This window comes from Streptosporangium pseudovulgare (assembly GCF_014648055.1).
Taxonomy (GTDB): Bacteria; Actinomycetota; Actinomycetes; order Streptosporangiales; family Streptosporangiaceae; genus Streptosporangium; species Streptosporangium pseudovulgare.
Genome location: NZ_BMQJ01000025.1, coordinates 14,646 through 31,112 on the forward strand (window position 1 = coordinate 14,646; position 16,467 = coordinate 31,112).

The following is a 16,467-nucleotide window of genomic DNA, read 5'->3' on the forward strand; positions in this document are numbered from 1 at the left end:
ACCGATGACTGACAACCTCCCCGAGATCCCGGAGGAGCCGATCGCCCGCACGGGCATGTTCGGCGCCACCGGCACCGGCGACACCTCCGGGTACGGCCGGCTGGTCGTGCGGCGCAAGCCCGAGCTGGCCACCCCGCGCCCCTACGGCGGCTACTTCGACACCATCGCCGACGAGCTGGAGCGCGCGCTCGGCGCGGACTTCGGCGACGCGATCGAGCGCGTGGTCGTCGACCGCGGCGAGCTGACCCTCCACGTCCGGCGCGAGCACCTGCCGAAGGTCGCCCGGACGCTGCGCGACGACCCGGCGCTGCGCTTCGAGCTGTCGCTCGGCGTCTCCGGCGTGCACTACCCGCACCTGGAGGGTGCGGAGCTGCGCGCGGTGATCCACCTGTGCTCGATCACGCACAACCGGCGGCTGCGCCTGGAGATCTCCTGCCCCGACGCCGACCCGCACATCCCGTCCACGGTCTCGGTCTACCCGACCCACGACTGGCACGAGCGTGAGACGTGGGACTTCTTCGGGATCGTCTTCGACGGCCACCCGGCGCTGACCCGCATCATGATGCCCGACGACTGGGACGGCCACCCCCAGCGCAAGGACTACCCGCTCGGCGGCATCCCGGTGGAGTACCGCGGCGCCGAGATCCCGGCACCGGACCAGAGGAGGTCCTACCAATGAGTGCCCCCCACGACGAAGAGGTCACCGAGGGCAGGGTGTACACCGTCTCCGGCAACGACTGGTCGGAGCTGGTCGACTCCCTCAGCGGCCAGCAGGACCAGCAGCTCGTCGTCAACATGGGCCCGCAGCACCCGTCCACGCACGGCGTGCTCCGCCTGGTGCTGAACCTCGACGGCGAGACGGTCACCGAGGCCCGCACGGTCATCGGCTACCTGCACACCGGCATCGAGAAGAATCTCGAGTACCGGACGTGGACCCAGGGCACCACGTTCGTCACCCGGATGGACTACCTCGCGCCGATCTTCAACGAGACCGCCTACTGCATGGGCGTGGAGAAGCTGCTCGGCATCACCGACCGGGTCCCCGAGCGGGCCCAGGCCATCCGCGTGATGATGATGGAGCTCACCCGCATCTCCTCGCACATGGTGGCCATCGGCACCTTCGGCATGGAGCTGGGCGCGACCACGCCGTTCCTCTTCGGGTCCCGCGAGCGCGAGATGGTGCTCGACCTGATGGAGTACATCACCGGCCTGCGGATGAACATGGCCTACGTCCGGCCCGGCGGCGTCGCCGCCGACCTGCCGGCCGGCGCCGTGGACAAGGTCGGCGAGCTGCTCAAGGTCATGCCGGGCCGCATCCGCGACTTCCGCAAGATGCTCGACGCCAACCCGGTCTACCTCGCCCGCACCAAGGACGTCGCCTACCTCGACCTCACCGGCTGCATGGCCCTGGGCGTCACCGGGCCGATGCTGCGGGCCGCGGGCCTGCCGTGGGACCTGCGCAAGACGCAGCCCTACTGCGGCTACGAGACCTACGAGTTCGACGTGCCGACCGAGCGCAGCGCCGACGTCTACGGCCGCTACCTCGTGCGGGTGGCCGAGATGGAGGAGTCGCTCAAGATCATTGAGCAGGCCCTCGACCGGCTGGCCGGACCGCTCAAGGGCGACCGCGTGATGGTGGACGACAAGAAGATCGGCTGGCCCGCGCAGCTCGCGCTCGGCCCCGACGGCTACGGCAACTCGCCCGACCACATCGCGCACATCATGAGCGGCTCGATGGAGGCGCTGATCCACCACTTCAAGCTGGTGACCGAGGGCTTCCGGGTCCCGGCGGGTCAGGCCTACGCCTCGGTCGAGTCGCCCCGCGGCGAACTGGGCGCGCACGTCGTCAGCGACGGCGGCACCCGCCCCTACCGCGTGCACTTCCGCGACCCGTCCTTCACGAACCTGCAGGCCGTCCCCGCCACCTGCGAGGGCGGCATGGTGGCCGACGTGATCTCCGCGGTCGCTTCCATCGACCCGGTTATGGGAGGTGTGGACCGATGAGCCATGAGGAGGGCGCCGTCGTGGGCGCGACCTATCCGCCGGAGGTCCGCGAGCGTCTGGAACGGGACGCCAAGGAGATCATCGGCCGCTACCCGAAGCCGCGCTCGGCCCTGCTGCCGCTGCTGCACCTGGTGCAGTCGGAGGACGGCTACGTCTCCGACGCCGGCCACGAGTTCTGCGCCGAGATGCTCGGCCTGAGCAAGGCCGAGGTCGTGGGCGTCTCGACCTTCTACACGATGTACAAGCGCAGGCCGATGGGCGAGTATCACGTCGGCGTGTGCATCAACACGCTGTGCGCCGTCATGGGCGGCGACCAGATCTGGGACGAGCTGTCCGAGCACGTCGGGGTGGGTCACGACGAGACCACCCCGGACGGGAAGGTCTCGCTGGAGCGGCTGGAGTGCAACGCCGCCTGCGACTTCGCCCCGGTGATGATGGTCAACTGGGAGTTCTTCGACAACCAGACCCCGGACTCGGCCAAGCAGCTCGTCGACGACCTGAGGGACGGCAAGGACGTCACGCCGACCCGCGGCCCGAAGAGGCTGTGCACCTTCAAGGAGGCGTCCCGGGTGCTCGCCGGGCTGTCCGACGGCCTGGCCGGTGAGGGCCCCTCGGCCGCCGGCGCCTCGCTGGAGGGCCTGAAGGTCGCCAAGGCCAACGGATGGAAGGCGCCCGAGGCACCATGACCACTCTCACCCCGGTCCTGACCGCGAACTGGGACCGACCCGACTCCTTCACCCTCGACGGGTACGGCGACTACGCCGCCGCCCGCAAGGCGCTGACCATGGACCCCGACGCCGTCATCCAGGCGGTCAAGGACTCCGGTCTGCGCGGGCGTGGAGGCGCGGGCTTCCCCACCGGCATGAAGTGGGGATTCATCCCGCAGGGCGACGGCAAGCCGCACTACCTGGTGGTCAACGCCGACGAGTCCGAGCCCGGGACCTGCAAGGACATCCCGCTGATGATGGCCAACCCGCACTCGCTCGTCGAGGGCGTCATCATCACCTCCTACGCGATCCGCGCCAGCCACGCGTTCATCTACGTGCGCGGCGAGGTGCTGCACGTCATCCGCCGCCTGCGGGCGGCCGTGGCCGAGGCGTACGAGCGGGGCCTGCTCGGCAAGAACATCTTCGGCTCCGGCTTCGACCTGGAGCTGGTCGTCCACAGCGGGGCGGGCGCCTACATCTGCGGCGAGGAGACGGCGCTGCTCGACTCGCTGGAGGGCTATCGCGGCCAACCTCGGCTCAAGCCCCCCTTCCCCGCCGTGGCGGGCCTGTACGCCTCGCCGACTGTTGTGAACAACGTGGAGTCGGTGGCGAGTGTTCCCTCGATCATCGCCAACGGCGCCGAGTGGTTCGCCTCGATGGGCACAGAGAAGTCCAAGGGCTTCGGCATCTTCTCCCTCAGCGGGCACGTCACCCGCCCCGGCCAGTACGAGGCGCCGCTCGGCATCACGCTGCGCGAGCTGCTCGACATGGCCGGCGGGATCCGCGCGGGCCACCGGCTGAAGTTCTGGACCCCCGGCGGGTCGAGCACCCCGATCTTCACCGACGAGCACCTGGACGTGCCGCTCGACTTCGAGTCGGTCGGCGCCAAGGGCTCCATGCTCGGCACCCGGGCCCTGCAGATCTTCGACGAGACCACCTGCGTGGTGCGCGCCGTACTGCGGTGGACCGAGTTCTACGCGCACGAGTCCTGCGGCAAGTGCACCCCCTGCCGGGAGGGCACCTACTGGCTCAAGCAGGTGCTCAAGCGGCTGGAGAAGGGTCAGGGCAGCGAGGAGGACCTGACCACGATCACCGACATCGCCGACAACATCCTGGGCCGCTCCTTCTGCGCCCTGGGCGACGGGGCCACCAGCCCCATCCACTCGTCGGTGAAGCTCTTCCGCGACGAGTACCTCAAGCACTTCGAGATCGGCGGCTGCCCGTTCGATCACGCTCCGTCCACGGTGTGGGGGACCGCATGACAGTCGAAGCGACCACCCCGGCCCAGGCGCCGGTAGACCTGGTGACCCTCACGATCGACGGCTTCCAGGTCAGCGTCCCCAAGGGGACGATGATCATCCGGGCGGCGGAGCTGCTCGGCATCCAGATCCCGCGGTTCTGCGACCACCCGCTGCTGGAGCCGGCCGCCAACTGCCGCCAGTGCCTGGTGGACATCACCGACGCCGGCAACGGCCGCGGCTTCCCCAAGCCGCAGCCGTCCTGCGCCATCGAGGTGGCCCCGGGCATGGTGGTGCAGACCCAGCTCACCTCCCCGGTGGCGGAGAAGGCGCAGCGCGGCGTCATGGAGCTGCTGCTGATGAACCACCCGCTGGACTGCCCGGTCTGCGACAAGGGCGGCGAGTGCCCCCTGCAGAACCAGGCGATGTCCAACGGGCAGGGCGAGAGCCGCTTCACCGAGGCCAAGCGGACCTTCCCCAAGCCGGTCGCGCTGTCCACCGAGGTGCTGCTCGACCGCGAGCGGTGCGTCCAGTGCGCCCGCTGCATCCGCTTCTCCGACGAGATCGCCGGCGACCCGCTCATCGACTTCTTCGAGCGCGGGGCCAAGGAGCAGGTCGGCGCCGCCGACGGGCAGCCGTTCGAGTCCTACTTCTCCGGCAACACCGTGCAGATCTGCCCGGTGGGCGCGCTGACCGGCGCCGCCTACCGCTTCCAGGCCCGGCCGTTCGACCTGGTCTCCACGCCCAGCGCGTGCGAGCACTGCGCCAGCGGCTGCTCGCTGCGCACCGACCACCGCCGCGGCAAGGTCACCCGCCGCCTCGCCGGGGACGACCCGGAGGTCAACGAGGAGTGGAACTGCGACAAGGGCCGCTGGGCGTTCACCTACACCACCGCGGCCGACCGGCTGAAGACCCCGCTGGTCCGTGACGAGGAGGGCCGCCTGGTCCCGGCCTCCTGGCCGGAGGCGCTCGCCGTCGCCGCCGCCGGGCTGGCCGCCGCCCGCGGCCGCGCCGGCGTGCTCGTCGGCGGCCGGGTCACGGTCGAGGAGGCCTACGCCTACTCCAAGTTCGCCCGGACCGCGCTCGGCACCAACGACATCGACTTCCGCTCCCGCCCCCTGTCGACGGAGGAGACGCTGTTCCTCGCGCACGCCGTCGCCGGCAAGGGCATCGAGGTCCGCTACTCCGACCTGGAGGCGGCCCCGGCCGTGCTCCTCGCGGGCTTCGAGCCCGAGGAGGAGTCGCCGATCGTCTTCCTGCGGCTGCGCAAGGCCTGGCGCAAGAAGGGCCTGCCGGTCTTCTCGATCGCCCCGTTCGCGAGCCCCGGCCTGGCCAAGATGGGCGGCACGCTGCTGCGCACGCTGCCCGGCGCCGAGGCCGAGGCCCTGGACGAGCTGATCTCCGGAGGCTCGCCGGCCGCCGAGGCTCTCCGCAGGCCGGGCGCGGTCATCCTCGCCGGCGAGCGGCTCGCCACCTCGTCCGGCGCGCTCTCGGCGCTGGTACGGCTGGCCGACGCGACCGGCGCCCGGCTGGCCTGGGTGCCGCGCCGGGCCGGTGAGCGCGGCGCCGTCGAGGCGGGCGCGCTGCCGAACCTGCTGCCGATCGGCCGCCCGGTCGCCGACAAGACGGCCCGCGCCGAGGTGGCCCGGGTCTGGAACGTCACCTCGCTGCCGGACACCCCCGGCCGCGACACCTCCGGCATCCTGGGCGCGGCGCTGGACGGCGAGCTGGACGCGCTCATCGTGGCCGGCGTCGACCCCTACGACCTGGCCGACCCCGAGGCCGCGCTGGCGGCCCTGGAGAACACCCCGTTCATCGTGAGCCTGGAGCAGCGGGCCAGCGCCGTCACCGACCGCGCGGACGTGGTGCTGCCGATCGCCGCGACGGCCGAGAAGTCCGGAACGTTCGTCAACTGGGAGGGGCGCGGCCGCACGTTCGACCAGGCGCTCCGGGTGCCCGGGGTGATGAGCGACCTGCGGGCCCTGACCGCGATCGCCGACCACATGGACGTCCACCTCGGCCTGCCCGACCCGGCCGCCGCCCGCCGCGAGCTCGGCTCGATCGGCGCCTGGCGCGGTCCCCGGGCCGCCGCCCCGGACATCGCCGGCCGCCCGGTCCCGGCCCTGCGGCCGGGCGAGGCGACCCTCGCCACCTGGCACCTGCTGCTCGACGACGGGCGCCTGCAGGACGGCGAGCCGTACCTCGCGGGCACCGCCCGTGAGGCCGCGGCGCTGGTGTCGGCGGCCACCGCGGCCGCGTCGGGGGTCTCCGACGGCGACAAGATCGTCGTCACCGGCGAGCGGGGCTCGCTGAGCGTCCCGGTGCGGATCGCCGACCTGCCCGACGGGGTCGTGTGGCTGCCGTCGAACTCCGCCGGCCGCTCGGTGACCCGAGACCTGGGCGCCGTCGCCGGTGACACCGTAAAGATCGGGAGTGTCTCGTGAGGACTACCCTGCTGGCGGCGGCCGATCCGACCCTCGCCGACTTCGGCCATGACCCGCTCTGGATCAGCATCATCAAGGCCGTCGTCATCTTCATCGTCCTGATGCTGGGCGTGCTGTTCGGCGTGTGGTTCGAGCGCAAGCTGATCTCCCGCATGCAGAACCGCTACGGCCCCAACCGGGCCGGCAAGTTCGGTCTCCTGCAGTCGGTGGCCGACGGCCTGAAGATGGGTCTCAAGGAAGACCTGATGCCCCGGACCGTCGACAAGGTGATCTACTTCATCGCCCCGGTGGTCCTGGCGGTCCCGGCGTTCCTGGCCTTCTCGGTCGTCCCGATGGGCCCGAAGGTCTCCATGTTCGGCGTCGAGACGCCGCTGCAGCTCACCGACCTGCCGGTCGCGGTGCTGCTGGTGCTGGCGATGGCCTCGGTCGGCGTGTACGGCATCGTGCTCGCCGGCTGGGGGTCGCGCTCGCCGTACGCGATGCTGGGCGGCCTGCGGGCCAGCGCCCAGGTGGTGTCCTACGAGATCGCGATGGGCCTGTCGTTCGTCGGCGTGTTCCTGTACGCCGGGACGCTGTCCACCTCCGAGATCGTCGGCGCGCAGGCCGGCGGCAACGAGATCTTCGGCGTGCCGATGCCGTCGTGGTACATGATCACCCTGTTCCCGTCCTTCGTCATCTACGTCATCACGATGCTGGGCGAGACCAACCGGGTGCCCTTCGACCTTCCCGAGGGCGAGGGCGAGCTGGTCGGCGGCTTCCAGACGGAGTACTCCAACTCGCTGAAGTTCGCGGTCATCATGCTCGCCGAGTACGTCAACGTGTTCGTCGTCTCGGCCATGTCGATCACCCTCTTCATGGGCGGCTGGCGCGCCCCGTGGCCGATCTCCCTGTGGGACGGCGCGAACAGCGGCTGGTGGCCGCTGCTGTGGTTCTTCGCGAAGATGGTGCTGGTCTTCGCCTTCTTCATCTGGTGCCGCGCCTCGCTGCCGCGAGTCCGCTACGACCAGCTCATGGCCCTGGGATGGAAGATCCTCATCCCGGTCAACCTCGCCTGGATCCTGCTGATCGCCACCGCCAAGGCGTTCCGCCTGACCGGCACCGACCGGACGCTCGTGTACGCGCTGGGCATCGTGGTGCTCGTCGGCTGCGCCCTCATCTGGTGGCGCTTCGACAGCGTCATGCAGCGGCGCAAGGAGGAGCGGGAGGCCCAGGTCCAGGCCGAGTTCGAGGAACTCGGCGCCGAGCCCGCCGCGGGCGGCTTCCCCGTGCCGCCGCTCGACCTGCCGCACTACCACGGGGTGGCGCGCAAGGAGGTTTCCAGTGGGAGCAACTGATTGGCTGAACCCCGTCAAGGGGTTCGGCGTGACCTTCCACACGATGTTCAAGAAGGTCGAAACGGTCAACTACCCCGAGGAGAAGCGGCCCACGGCTCCGCGGTTCCACGGCCGGCACCAGCTCAACCGCTGGCCCGACGGCCTGGAGAAGTGCGTCGGCTGTGAGCTGTGCGCCTGGGCCTGCCCGGCGGACGCGATCTACGTCGAGGGTGGCGACAACACCGACGAGGAGCGCTACTCGCCGGGTGAGCGCTACGGGCGCGTCTACCAGATCAACTACCTGCGGTGCATCCTGTGCGGCCTGTGCATCGAGGCCTGCCCGACCCGCGCGTTGACCATGACGAACGAGTACGAGCTCGCCGACTCCAGCCGCGAGAGCCTCATCTACACCAAGGAGATGCTCCTCGCGCCGCTCGGACCGGGGATGGAGACTCCGCCGCACCCCATGCGCCTGGGCGAGACCGAAGAGGACTACTACCGGCTGGGACGCAACAATGGGTGAGACCGTCACGTTCTGGGTGCTGGCCGTGGTCTCGGTCTCCGCCGCCCTCGGCCTCGTCTTCAGCCGCAGGGCCGTCTACTCGGCCCTGATGCTGGGCGTCGTCATGCTGTCCCTCGCGGTGCTCTACGCCGTCCAGGACGCCCCGTTCCTCGCCGCGGTGCAGATCGTCGTCTACACCGGCGCGGTCATGATGCTCTTCCTGTTCGTGCTCATGCTCGTCGGCGTCGACTCCGCCGACTCGCTGGTCGAGACGATCAGGGGGCAGCGCTTCTGGGCCGCGATCGCGGGCCTGGCCTTCGTGCTCCTGCTCGCCCTGGGCGTCGGCAACGCCGCGTTCAGCCCGGCGGTCGGCGTCGAGGGCGCGGTGAAGGAGGCGGGCGGCAACGTCCCGGCGCTGGCCCAGCTCATCTTCACCCGGTACGTCTTCGCCTTCGAGGTCACCTCGGCGCTGCTGATCACCGCCGCGCTCGGCGCCATGGTCCTGGCCCACCGCGAGCGGGTCCGGCCCAAGGCCACCCAGCGCGACCTGGCCCGCGCCCGGTTCGCCGGGCCGCAGCCGTCGCCGCTGCCCGGCCCCGGCACCTACGCCCGGCACAACGCCATCGACATGCCGGCCCTGCTGCCCGACGGCTCGGTGGCGGTCAAGTCGATCAACCGGGTGCTGGCCCGGCACGATCTGGAGGACGGCATCCGGCCCACCGATCCCGAGAAGGCCGCGCTCATCCGCCAGGTCATCGGCAAGGAGAAGGCCGGCGAGCCCGACGAGGCGGCCGGTGAGGCCGCGGCGGGCGAGGGCTTCCGGGTCGAGGAGAGCGTCGCCGAGCGCAACCCCGCCGTCGAGAGTCCCGCGGCCGCCCAGGGCGCCCCGGCCGAGGACGGCGTCGCCGAGCGCGACTCCGCCGTCGCCGGACACGACCGGGAAGCGGCTCAACGAGAGGAAGGCCAGTGACCACCCACTACCTGGTGCTCTCCGCGCTGCTGTTCGCGATCGGCGCCGTCGGCGTGCTGATCCGGCGCAACGCGATCGTGGTGTTCATGTGCGTGGAGCTCATGCTCAACGCCTGCAACCTCGCGTTCGTGACCTTCGCCCGGCAGCACGGAAACCTTGACGGTCAGCTCATCGCGTTCTTCGTGATGGTGGTGGCCGCGGCCGAGGTCGTGGTCGGCCTTGCCATCATCGTGATGATCTTCCGAACCCGCAGGTCGGCGTCGGTGGACGACGCGAACCTGCTGAAGTACTAAGAGGTGGCCGGTGCAATCTCCCGTTGAGATCTTCCAGCACTCCGGTGGGGTGATCGGGGTCTCCTGGCTGATGATCGCGCTGCCGCTGCTCGGCGCCGCGGTCCTCCTGCTGGGCGGCCGCCGCACCGACCGCTGGGGTCACCTCCTCGGCGTGGTGATGTCGCTGGCCGCCTTCGTGGTGGCCGTCGCGGCCTTCGTCGAGCTGCTCGGCCTGCCCGCCGGGGAGCGCCGCCAGGCGGTCGGCCTGTACGAGTTCATCCCCGGCGTCGCCGACATGGGGCTGCTGATCGACCCGCTGTCGATCAGCTTCGCGCTGCTGATCACCGGTGTGGGTTCGCTGATCCACATCTACTCGATCGGCTACATGTCGCACGACCCCGACCGGCGCAGGTTCTTCTCCTACCTGAACCTGTTCGTCGCGGCGATGCTGCTGCTGGTGCTGTCGGACAACTACCTCGGCCTGTTCGTCGGCTGGGAGGGCGTGGGTCTGGCGTCCTACCTGCTGATCGGGTTCTGGCAGTTCAAGCCCACCGCGGCGACCGCCGCGAAGAAGGCGTTCATCGTCAACCGCGTCGGCGACTTCGGGCTGCTGATCGCGTTGTTCACGATCTGGTCGGTCTTCGGCTCGTTCGCCTACAAGAACCTCGGCGCCGGTGCCGTACAGGACGCGATGGCCGGCGGCAGCCTGTCCCAGGGCACGGTCACCGCGATCGGCCTGCTGCTGCTCCTCGGCGCCTGCGGCAAGTCGGCGCAGCTGCCGCTGCAGTCCTGGCTGCTCGACGCGATGGAGGGCCCGACCCCGGTCTCGGCCCTCATCCACGCCGCGACCATGGTCACCGCCGGCGTCTACCTGGTCGTCCGGTCCGGCGCGTTCTTCGAGGCCGCCCCGACCGCGCAGCTCGTCGTGACCATCGTCGGCGTGGCCACGCTGCTCGCCGGTGCGATCATCGGTTGCGCCAAGGACGACATCAAGAAGGGCCTGGCCGGTTCGACGATGTCGCAGATCGGCTACATGATGCTCGGCGCGGGCCTCGGCCCGGTCGGCTACGCCTTCGCCATCGCGCACCTGATCACGCACGGCTTCTTCAAGGCCAACATGTTCCTCGGCGCGGGTTCGGTCATGCACGCGATGAACGACGAGGTCAACATGCGCCGCTACGGCGGCCTGTTCGCGGTGATGAAGATCACCGCGGTCACCTTCTTCATCGGTTACCTCGCGATCATCGGCTTCCCGCTGCTCTCCGGTTACTACACCAAGGAGGGCATCATCGAGACGGCCATGGAGCACAACGAGATCCTCGGCTGGCTCGCCGTGCTCGGTGCCGGCCTGACCGGCTTCTACATGTCGCGGATGGTCTTCATGACCTTCTTCGGCAAGCGGCGCTGGGCCGACGACGCCCACCCGCACGAGTCGCCGTCGGTCATGACCGTCCCGCTGGTCCTGCTGTCCATCGGCTCGATCGGCCTGGGCGCCTACCTGATCCTCGGCAACCGGTTCATGAAGTTCCTCGCCCCGGCCGTCGGCCTGCCGGCGGAGCTGCCCGAGCCGCACATCTTCGGCGTCGGCACGGTCGGCCTGGCCACGCTCGCGCTGGTCGCGATCGGCGCCGCGTTCGCCTGGTTCCGGTACGGCGCCGCCGAGGTGCCCGAGGTCGCCCCGCGCGGCTCCTTCCTCACCGTCTTCGCTCGCCGCGACCTGTACGGCGACGCCCTGAACGAGGCGCTGTTCATGCGCCCCGGCCAGTGGCTGACCCGGATCGCGGTGTTCTTCGACAACCGCGGCATCGACGGCCTGGTCAACGGGCTGGCCGCGGGCATCGGCGGGACCTCCGGGCGGGTGCGCCGCATCCAGACCGGCTACGTCCGGTCCTACGCGTTGTCCATCCTCTTCGGTGCCGCCGTGGTCGTTGGCGCGCTGCTCTACGTAGGGACCATGTGATGCCCTGGCTCTCAACCCTGATGGCCGTGCCCGTACTGGGCGCGGTGGGTGTCTCCCTTGTCAAGAACGACAAGCTCGCCAAGCAGGTCGCCCTGGCGGTCTCGCTGGTCGTGCTGGCGCTCACCGTCGTCATGGCGACCCGGTTCGACCCCGCCTCGGCCGAGCGGTTCCAGTTCGCCGAGGTCCACCAGTGGATCCCGCGGTTCGGCGTCCACTACGGCGTCGGCGTGGACGGCATCGCGCTGGTGCTGATCGCGCTGTCGGCGCTGCTCGTGCCGATCGTGATCCTGGCCTCCTGGCACGACGCGGACGGCACCGGGGCCGCGGCCCCGCCCAAGCGGTCGGTGCGGACCTACTTCGCGCTGCTGCTGGTGCTGGAGGCGATGATGATCGGCGTCTTCGCGGCGACCGACGTCTTCCTCTTCTACGTGTTCTTCGAGGCCATGCTGATCCCGATGTATTTCATGATCGGGTCGTACGGCGGCGTCCAGCGGTCCTACGCGGCCGTGAAGTTCCTGCTCTACTCGCTCTTCGGCGGCCTGCTCATGCTGGTCGCGGTGATCGCCCTCTACGTGGTCGCCGAGAAGAACACCTTCATGTTCCCCGAGCTGATCGGGGCCATCCAGGACCCGGGCACCCAGAAGTGGCTCTTCCTGGGCTTCTTCATCGCCTTCGCGGTCAAGGCGCCGCTGTGGCCGTTCCACACCTGGCTGCCCGACGCCGCGGCGCAGGCCCCGGCCGGCGCCGCCGTGCTGCTGGTCGGCGTGCTGGACAAGGTCGGCACCTACGGCATGCTCCGCTTCTGCCTGGAGCTGTTCCCGGAGGCGTCGAAGTTCTTCACGCCGCTGGTGATCGTGCTGGCGGTGGTCGGCATCGTCTACGGCGCGATCGTGGCCATCGGCCAGACCGACATGAAGCGCCTGATCGCCTACACCTCGATCTCGCACTTCGGCTTCATCGCGCTGGGCGTCTTCGCGATGACGAAGGACGCCGGCGCGGGCGCCACGCTGTACATGGTCAACCACGGGTTCTCCACCGGCGCGCTGTTCCTGATCGCCGGGTTCCTGATCTACCGCCGGGGTTCCAGCCGCATCGCCGACTACGGCGGCGTGCAGAAGGTCTCCCCGGTGCTCGCCGGGACCTTCCTGATCGCCGGCCTGTCCGGCCTGTCACTGCCGGGTCTGTCGACGTTCGTCAGCGAGTTCATGGTCCTCATGGGCTCCTACGAGCGCTACAAGGTCGCGGCGATCATCGCCGCCTCCGGCGTGGTGCTGGCGGCGATCTACATCCTGTGGATGTACCAGCGGACGATGAACGGCCCGACGGCCGAGTCGGTCAAGGGCTTCACCGACCTCAACGCACGTGAGCGGTGGGTGGTGGGCCCGCTGGTCGCGCTCCTCATCGTCTTCGGCTTCTTCCCCAAGCCGATGCTCGACGTGATCAATCCCGCGGTGGACAAGACGCTCTCCAGCGTTCACGTGACCCCGTTCACCCCGGCCGTCGCTGAGAAGAAGGGGGCCGGGCAGTGAACGGCACCATCCAAGCTCCGACGATCGAATACGCGCTGCTCTCCCCGATGCTGATCGTGTTCGGCGCGGCGATCATCGGAGTTCTGATCGAGGCGTTCGCACCTCGTTATCTGCGCAAGTCGATCCACATGCCGCTGACGCTGCTGGCGCTGCTCGGCGCGTTCGCCACCACGATCCTCGGGGCGGCGAACGGCCTGCCGACCAGCGCCTCCGCCATGGGCGCGGTCGCGGTCGACGGGCCGGCCCTGTTCGTCTGGGGCATCATCCTCATCCTCGCGTTCGTCAGCGTGCTGCTGATCAACGACGACGAGCAGTTCGTCGCGCAGGCGGCCGCCGTACCGGGCAGCTCCGACGAGGAGGAGGCGGTCCGCAGCGGCTACGCGCAGACCGAGGTCTACCCGCTGCTGCTGTTCGCGGTCGGCGGCATGCTGCTGTTCTCCTCCGCCAACGACCTGCTGGCGATGTTCGTCGGCCTGGAGGTCATGTCGCTGCCGCTGTACCTGCTGTGCGGCCTGGCCCGCCGTCGCCGCCTGCTGTCGCAGGAGGCGTCGGTCAAGTACTTCCTGCTGGGCGCGTTCTCCTCGGCCTTCTTCCTGTACGGCATGGCCCTGGTGTACGGCTACACCGGGACGGTGAGCCTCAGGGGCATCGGTGACGCGCTCGGCGCGGGCTCCGGCCAGGAGACGCTGCTGCTGATCGGCACCGCGATGCTCGGCGTCGGCCTGCTGTTCAAGATCGGCGCCGCGCCGTTCCAGGCGTGGAAGCCCGACGTCTACCAGGGCGCGCCTACCGCGGTCACCGCCCTGATGGCCTCCACCGTGCTGGTGGCCGCCTTCGGCGCGGTGCTGCGCGTCTTCTGGGTCGCCCTGGGCGGCCTGGAGTGGAACTGGCAGCCGGTCATGTGGGGCATCGCGATCCTGACCATGGTCGTCGGCGCGATCCTGGCCATCACCCAGACCGACATCAAGCGGATGCTCGCCTACTCCTCGGTCGCGCACGCGGGCTTCCTGCTCACCGGCGTGATCGCCACCGGCGCCGCCGCGCAGAACGCCAAGGCCCTGTCGGCCATCCTGTTCTACCTCGCCGCGTACGGCTTCACCACGGTCGGCGCGTTCGCGGTGGTCACCATGGTCCGCGACGCGGGCGGCGAGGCCGGTCACCTGTCCCGCTGGGCGGGCCTGGGCAAGCGGTCGCCGTTCCTGGCCGGTGTCTTCGCGTTCTTCCTGCTGGCCTTCGCGGGCATCCCGCTGACCAGCGGTTTCTTCGGGAAGTACGCGGTGTTCGCGGCGGCGGTCTCCGGCGGCGCGGTGCCGCTGGTCGTGGTCGGTGTGGTGAGCTCGGCCATCGCCGCGTTCTTCTACGTCCGGGTGATCGTGCTGATGTTCTTCAACGACCCCGCGGCGGACGGGCCGAGCATCGCCGTCCCCACTGTGGGGACCTCGGCTGTGGTCGCACTCGCGGCAGCGGCTACCGTAGTGCTGGGAGTCTTCCCCCAGCCGGTGCTCGATCTCGCGGACCAGGCTGCGTCCGCGTTGTTCATTCGTTAGAGGAGTAGTGCTTCATGGCTGCGCCACCGGTTGTTGATCTGCCTTTCATCGACGAACGGCTGGCGCAGGACCTCACAGCGGGGCTGGCAGAGGTCGAGAAGCTGCTGCGGGCCTCGGTGGAGAGCGACGACGCCTTCGTGACGGAGGCGTCCAAACACCTCATCGAGGCCGGCGGCAAGCGGTTCCGGGCGATGCTCGTGCTGCTGGCCGCCCAGTTCGGCGCCGCGGACGCCCCCGGGGTCGTGCCGGGGGCGGTGGTCATCGAGCTGACCCACCTGGCGACGCTCTACCACGACGACGTCATGGACGAGGCCCCGGTGCGCCGGGGCTCCCCGTCGGCCAACGCCCGGTGGGACAACACCGTGGCGATCCTGACCGGCGACTACCTGTTCGCCCAGGCGTCGGAGATCCTCGCCGACCTCGGCGCCGACATCATCCGCATCCAGGCGCAGACGTTCTCCCGCCTGGTGCGCGGGCAGATCCGCGAGACCATCGGCCCCCGCCCCGGCGAGGACGCGGTCGCCCACTACATCAACGTCCTGGCCGACAAGACCGGCTCCCTCATCGCGACCTCCGGCCGGTTCGGCGCCCTGCTGAGCGGCGCCGCGCCGGAGGTCGTCGAGCGGCTGACCCGGGCCTGCGAGGCCATCGGCGTGGCCTGGCAGCTCGGCGACGACCTGCTCGACGTCGCCTCGGAGTCGGCCGAGTCCGGCAAGACCCCCGGCACCGACCTGCGCGAGGGCGTCCGGACGCTGCCGGTGCTGCATGTCCTGGCCTCCGGCGACCCCGCCGACGCCCGGCTGTGCGAGCTGCTGGCCGGTCCGGTGGCCGAGGAGGACGTCGAGGAGACCCTGCGCCTGCTGCGCGCCAACCCGGCCATGGAGCAGGCCCGCGCCGAGCTCGTCGCCTGGGCCGACCGGGCCCGCGAGGACCTGTCGGGCCTGCCGGACATCCCGGCCCGCGCCGCCTATCTGGCGCTGTGCGACTACGTGGTCGAGCGCTCGGGCTGACCGGGCCGCGGCCCCGGTGGAGCCCCGGTACGGCGCCTCCTAGCCGGGCGTGCCCGCCGGCTCCAGGTCACGGAGCGCGACGCGGCGCGCCTGGCGGGCGGCCCGGAGGCTGTCCCAGGTGAAGATCGACAGGGCCAGCCAGACGATGGCGAACCCGGCCCACCGGCTGGCCGGCATCGCCTCGTGGGCGATGAACACCCCGCACAGGAACTGCAGCACCGGGGCGATGTACTGCAGCAGGCCGATCGTGGTGAGCGGCACCCGGATCGCGGCGGCGGTGAAGCAGAGCAGCGGCACGGCCGTGATCACGCCGGCGCCGGCCAGCAGGAAGGCGTGGCCCGCGCCCGCGTTCGCGAAGGTGCCCTCACCCTGGACCTGCAGGTAGACCAGGTAGGCGAACGCGGGCACCAGCAGCACCAGCGTCTCGACGGTCATGCTCTCCGCGGCCCCGACCGCCGCGATCTTCTTGATGAGACCGTAGGTGCCGAAGCTGGCGGCCAGGACCAGCGCGATCCACGGCAGCCTGCCGTAGTCGACGGTGAGGACGACGACGGACAGGGCGCCCATGCCGACCGCCGCCCACTGCAGCGGCCGCAGCCGCTCCTTGAGCAGGAAGACGCCGAACAGGACGCTGACCAGGGGGTTGATGAAGTAGCCGAGCGCGCTCTCGACCACGTGGCCGGTGTTGACCGCGTAGATGTAGACGCCCCAGTTCACGGTGACGACCGCCGCGGCCAGGACGAGCAGGCCGAGCTTGCGGGGAGTGCGCAGGAGCTCGCCGAACCACGACCAGTGCCGCCGGACCACCAGGATGGCGGCGACGACCACCAGGGACCACACCATGCGGTGGGCGAGGATCTCCAGGGCGCCGGACGGCTTCAGCAGCGGCCAGTACAGGGGGAAGAGGCCCCACATGGCGTAGGCGGCGATGCCGTACAGGACTCCTCGGCGCGATTCAGGCATGTTTTATA

At 70.2% G+C, this 16,467-nt stretch carries 14 protein-coding genes; 13 read left to right on the plus strand and 1 reads right to left on the minus strand.

Annotated features, from left to right (window positions below):
• The first annotated feature begins 4 nt into the window (after window positions 1-4).
• The 13 genes from IEZ10_RS33750 (at window position 5) to IEZ10_RS33810 (ending at window position 15,496) form a co-directional block, all read left to right on the plus strand.
• The gene (locus IEZ10_RS33750) at window positions 5-679 is read left to right on the plus strand and encodes an NADH-quinone oxidoreductase subunit C (RefSeq protein WP_189250576.1); all 675 of its coding nucleotides are present in this window, start codon (window positions 5-7) and stop codon (window positions 677-679) included.
• Window positions 676-2,004: an NADH-quinone oxidoreductase subunit D gene (locus tag IEZ10_RS33755; protein ID WP_189250577.1), complete on the plus strand. Its 1,329-nt coding sequence runs from the start codon at window positions 676-678 to the stop codon at window positions 2,002-2,004. The genes IEZ10_RS33750 and IEZ10_RS33755 overlap by 4 nt, the downstream gene beginning before the upstream one ends.
• A complete protein-coding gene (nuoE, locus tag IEZ10_RS33760; RefSeq protein ID WP_189250578.1) occupies window positions 2,001-2,690 on the plus strand; it encodes an NADH-quinone oxidoreductase subunit NuoE in 690 nt (229 codons plus the stop codon). The genes IEZ10_RS33755 and nuoE overlap by 4 nt, the downstream gene beginning before the upstream one ends.
• Window positions 2,687-3,973 (plus strand): NADH-quinone oxidoreductase subunit NuoF, encoded by a 1,287-nt coding sequence (gene nuoF, locus IEZ10_RS33765; protein WP_189250579.1) that lies wholly within the window; start codon window positions 2,687-2,689, stop codon window positions 3,971-3,973. The genes nuoE and nuoF overlap by 4 nt, the downstream gene beginning before the upstream one ends.
• Window positions 3,970-6,393, plus strand: coding sequence for an NADH-quinone oxidoreductase subunit G (locus IEZ10_RS33770; RefSeq protein ID WP_189250580.1), 2,424 nt, complete (start codon window positions 3,970-3,972; stop codon window positions 6,391-6,393). The genes nuoF and IEZ10_RS33770 overlap by 4 nt, the downstream gene beginning before the upstream one ends.
• Window positions 6,390-7,727 carry an NADH-quinone oxidoreductase subunit NuoH gene (gene nuoH / locus IEZ10_RS33775; RefSeq protein ID WP_229811911.1) on the plus strand — a complete coding sequence of 446 codons (1,338 nt, stop codon included), beginning with the start codon at window positions 6,390-6,392 and terminating at the stop codon, window positions 7,725-7,727. The genes IEZ10_RS33770 and nuoH overlap by 4 nt, the downstream gene beginning before the upstream one ends.
• Entirely contained in the window at window positions 7,714-8,229 is a 516-nt protein-coding gene (nuoI, locus tag IEZ10_RS33780; protein WP_179820459.1) for an NADH-quinone oxidoreductase subunit NuoI, read from the plus strand. Before nuoH ends, nuoI begins: the two co-directional genes overlap by 14 nt.
• Complete coding sequence (locus IEZ10_RS33785) at window positions 8,222-9,178, plus strand: NADH-quinone oxidoreductase subunit J (protein ID WP_189250581.1); 957 nt, start codon at window positions 8,222-8,224, stop codon at window positions 9,176-9,178. The genes nuoI and IEZ10_RS33785 overlap by 8 nt, the downstream gene beginning before the upstream one ends.
• On the plus strand, window positions 9,175-9,471 hold the full coding sequence (gene nuoK / locus IEZ10_RS33790; RefSeq protein ID WP_179820454.1) for an NADH-quinone oxidoreductase subunit NuoK: 297 nt from the start codon (window positions 9,175-9,177) through the stop codon (window positions 9,469-9,471). The genes IEZ10_RS33785 and nuoK overlap by 4 nt, the downstream gene beginning before the upstream one ends.
• 70 nt (window positions 9,472-9,541) lie before the next feature.
• On the plus strand, window positions 9,542-11,410 hold the full coding sequence (gene nuoL / locus IEZ10_RS33795; RefSeq protein ID WP_189250639.1) for an NADH-quinone oxidoreductase subunit L: 1,869 nt from the start codon (window positions 9,542-9,544) through the stop codon (window positions 11,408-11,410).
• A complete protein-coding gene (locus IEZ10_RS33800; RefSeq protein WP_189250582.1) occupies window positions 11,410-12,939 on the plus strand; it encodes an NADH-quinone oxidoreductase subunit M in 1,530 nt (509 codons plus the stop codon). Before nuoL ends, IEZ10_RS33800 begins: the two co-directional genes overlap by 1 nt.
• The gene (gene nuoN, locus IEZ10_RS33805; RefSeq protein WP_189250583.1) at window positions 12,936-14,486 is read left to right on the plus strand and encodes an NADH-quinone oxidoreductase subunit NuoN; all 1,551 of its coding nucleotides are present in this window, start codon (window positions 12,936-12,938) and stop codon (window positions 14,484-14,486) included. The genes IEZ10_RS33800 and nuoN overlap by 4 nt, the downstream gene beginning before the upstream one ends.
• Window positions 14,487-14,500: 14 nt before the next feature.
• A complete protein-coding gene (locus tag IEZ10_RS33810; RefSeq protein ID WP_189250584.1) occupies window positions 14,501-15,496 on the plus strand; it encodes a polyprenyl synthetase family protein in 996 nt (331 codons plus the stop codon).
• A 39-nt stretch (window positions 15,497-15,535) separates the two neighbouring features.
• On the opposite strand, the gene rarD is transcribed toward IEZ10_RS33810, so the two are convergent.
• A complete protein-coding gene (gene rarD, locus IEZ10_RS33815) occupies window positions 15,536-16,459 on the minus strand; it encodes an EamA family transporter RarD (RefSeq protein WP_189250585.1) in 924 nt (307 codons plus the stop codon).
• Window positions 16,460-16,467: the final 8 nt, after the last annotated feature.

What these genes read in the sequence shown, in the direction of transcription:
- IEZ10_RS33750 (WP_189250576.1), top strand. Translation starts at nt 5, where the DNA reads ATGACTGACAACCTCCCCGAGATCCCGGAGGAGCCGATCGCCCGCACG.
- IEZ10_RS33755 (WP_189250577.1), top strand. Translation starts at nt 676, where the DNA reads ATGAGTGCCCCCCACGACGAAGAGGTCACCGAGGGCAGGGTGTACACC.
- nuoE (WP_189250578.1), top strand. Translation starts at nt 2,001, where the DNA reads ATGAGCCATGAGGAGGGCGCCGTCGTGGGCGCGACCTATCCGCCGGAG.
- nuoF (WP_189250579.1), top strand. Translation starts at nt 2,687, where the DNA reads ATGACCACTCTCACCCCGGTCCTGACCGCGAACTGGGACCGACCCGAC.
- IEZ10_RS33770 (WP_189250580.1), top strand. Translation starts at nt 3,970, where the DNA reads ATGACAGTCGAAGCGACCACCCCGGCCCAGGCGCCGGTAGACCTGGTG.
- IEZ10_RS33785 (WP_189250581.1), top strand. Translation starts at nt 8,222, where the DNA reads ATGGGTGAGACCGTCACGTTCTGGGTGCTGGCCGTGGTCTCGGTCTCC.
- nuoL (WP_189250639.1), top strand. Translation starts at nt 9,542, where the DNA reads ATGATCGCGCTGCCGCTGCTCGGCGCCGCGGTCCTCCTGCTGGGCGGC.
- IEZ10_RS33800 (WP_189250582.1), top strand. Translation starts at nt 11,410, where the DNA reads ATGCCCTGGCTCTCAACCCTGATGGCCGTGCCCGTACTGGGCGCGGTG.
- IEZ10_RS33810 (WP_189250584.1), top strand. Translation starts at nt 14,501, where the DNA reads ATGGCTGCGCCACCGGTTGTTGATCTGCCTTTCATCGACGAACGGCTG.
- rarD (WP_189250585.1), bottom strand. Translation starts at nt 16,459, where the DNA reads ATGCCTGAATCGCGCCGAGGAGTCCTGTACGGCATCGCCGCCTACGCC.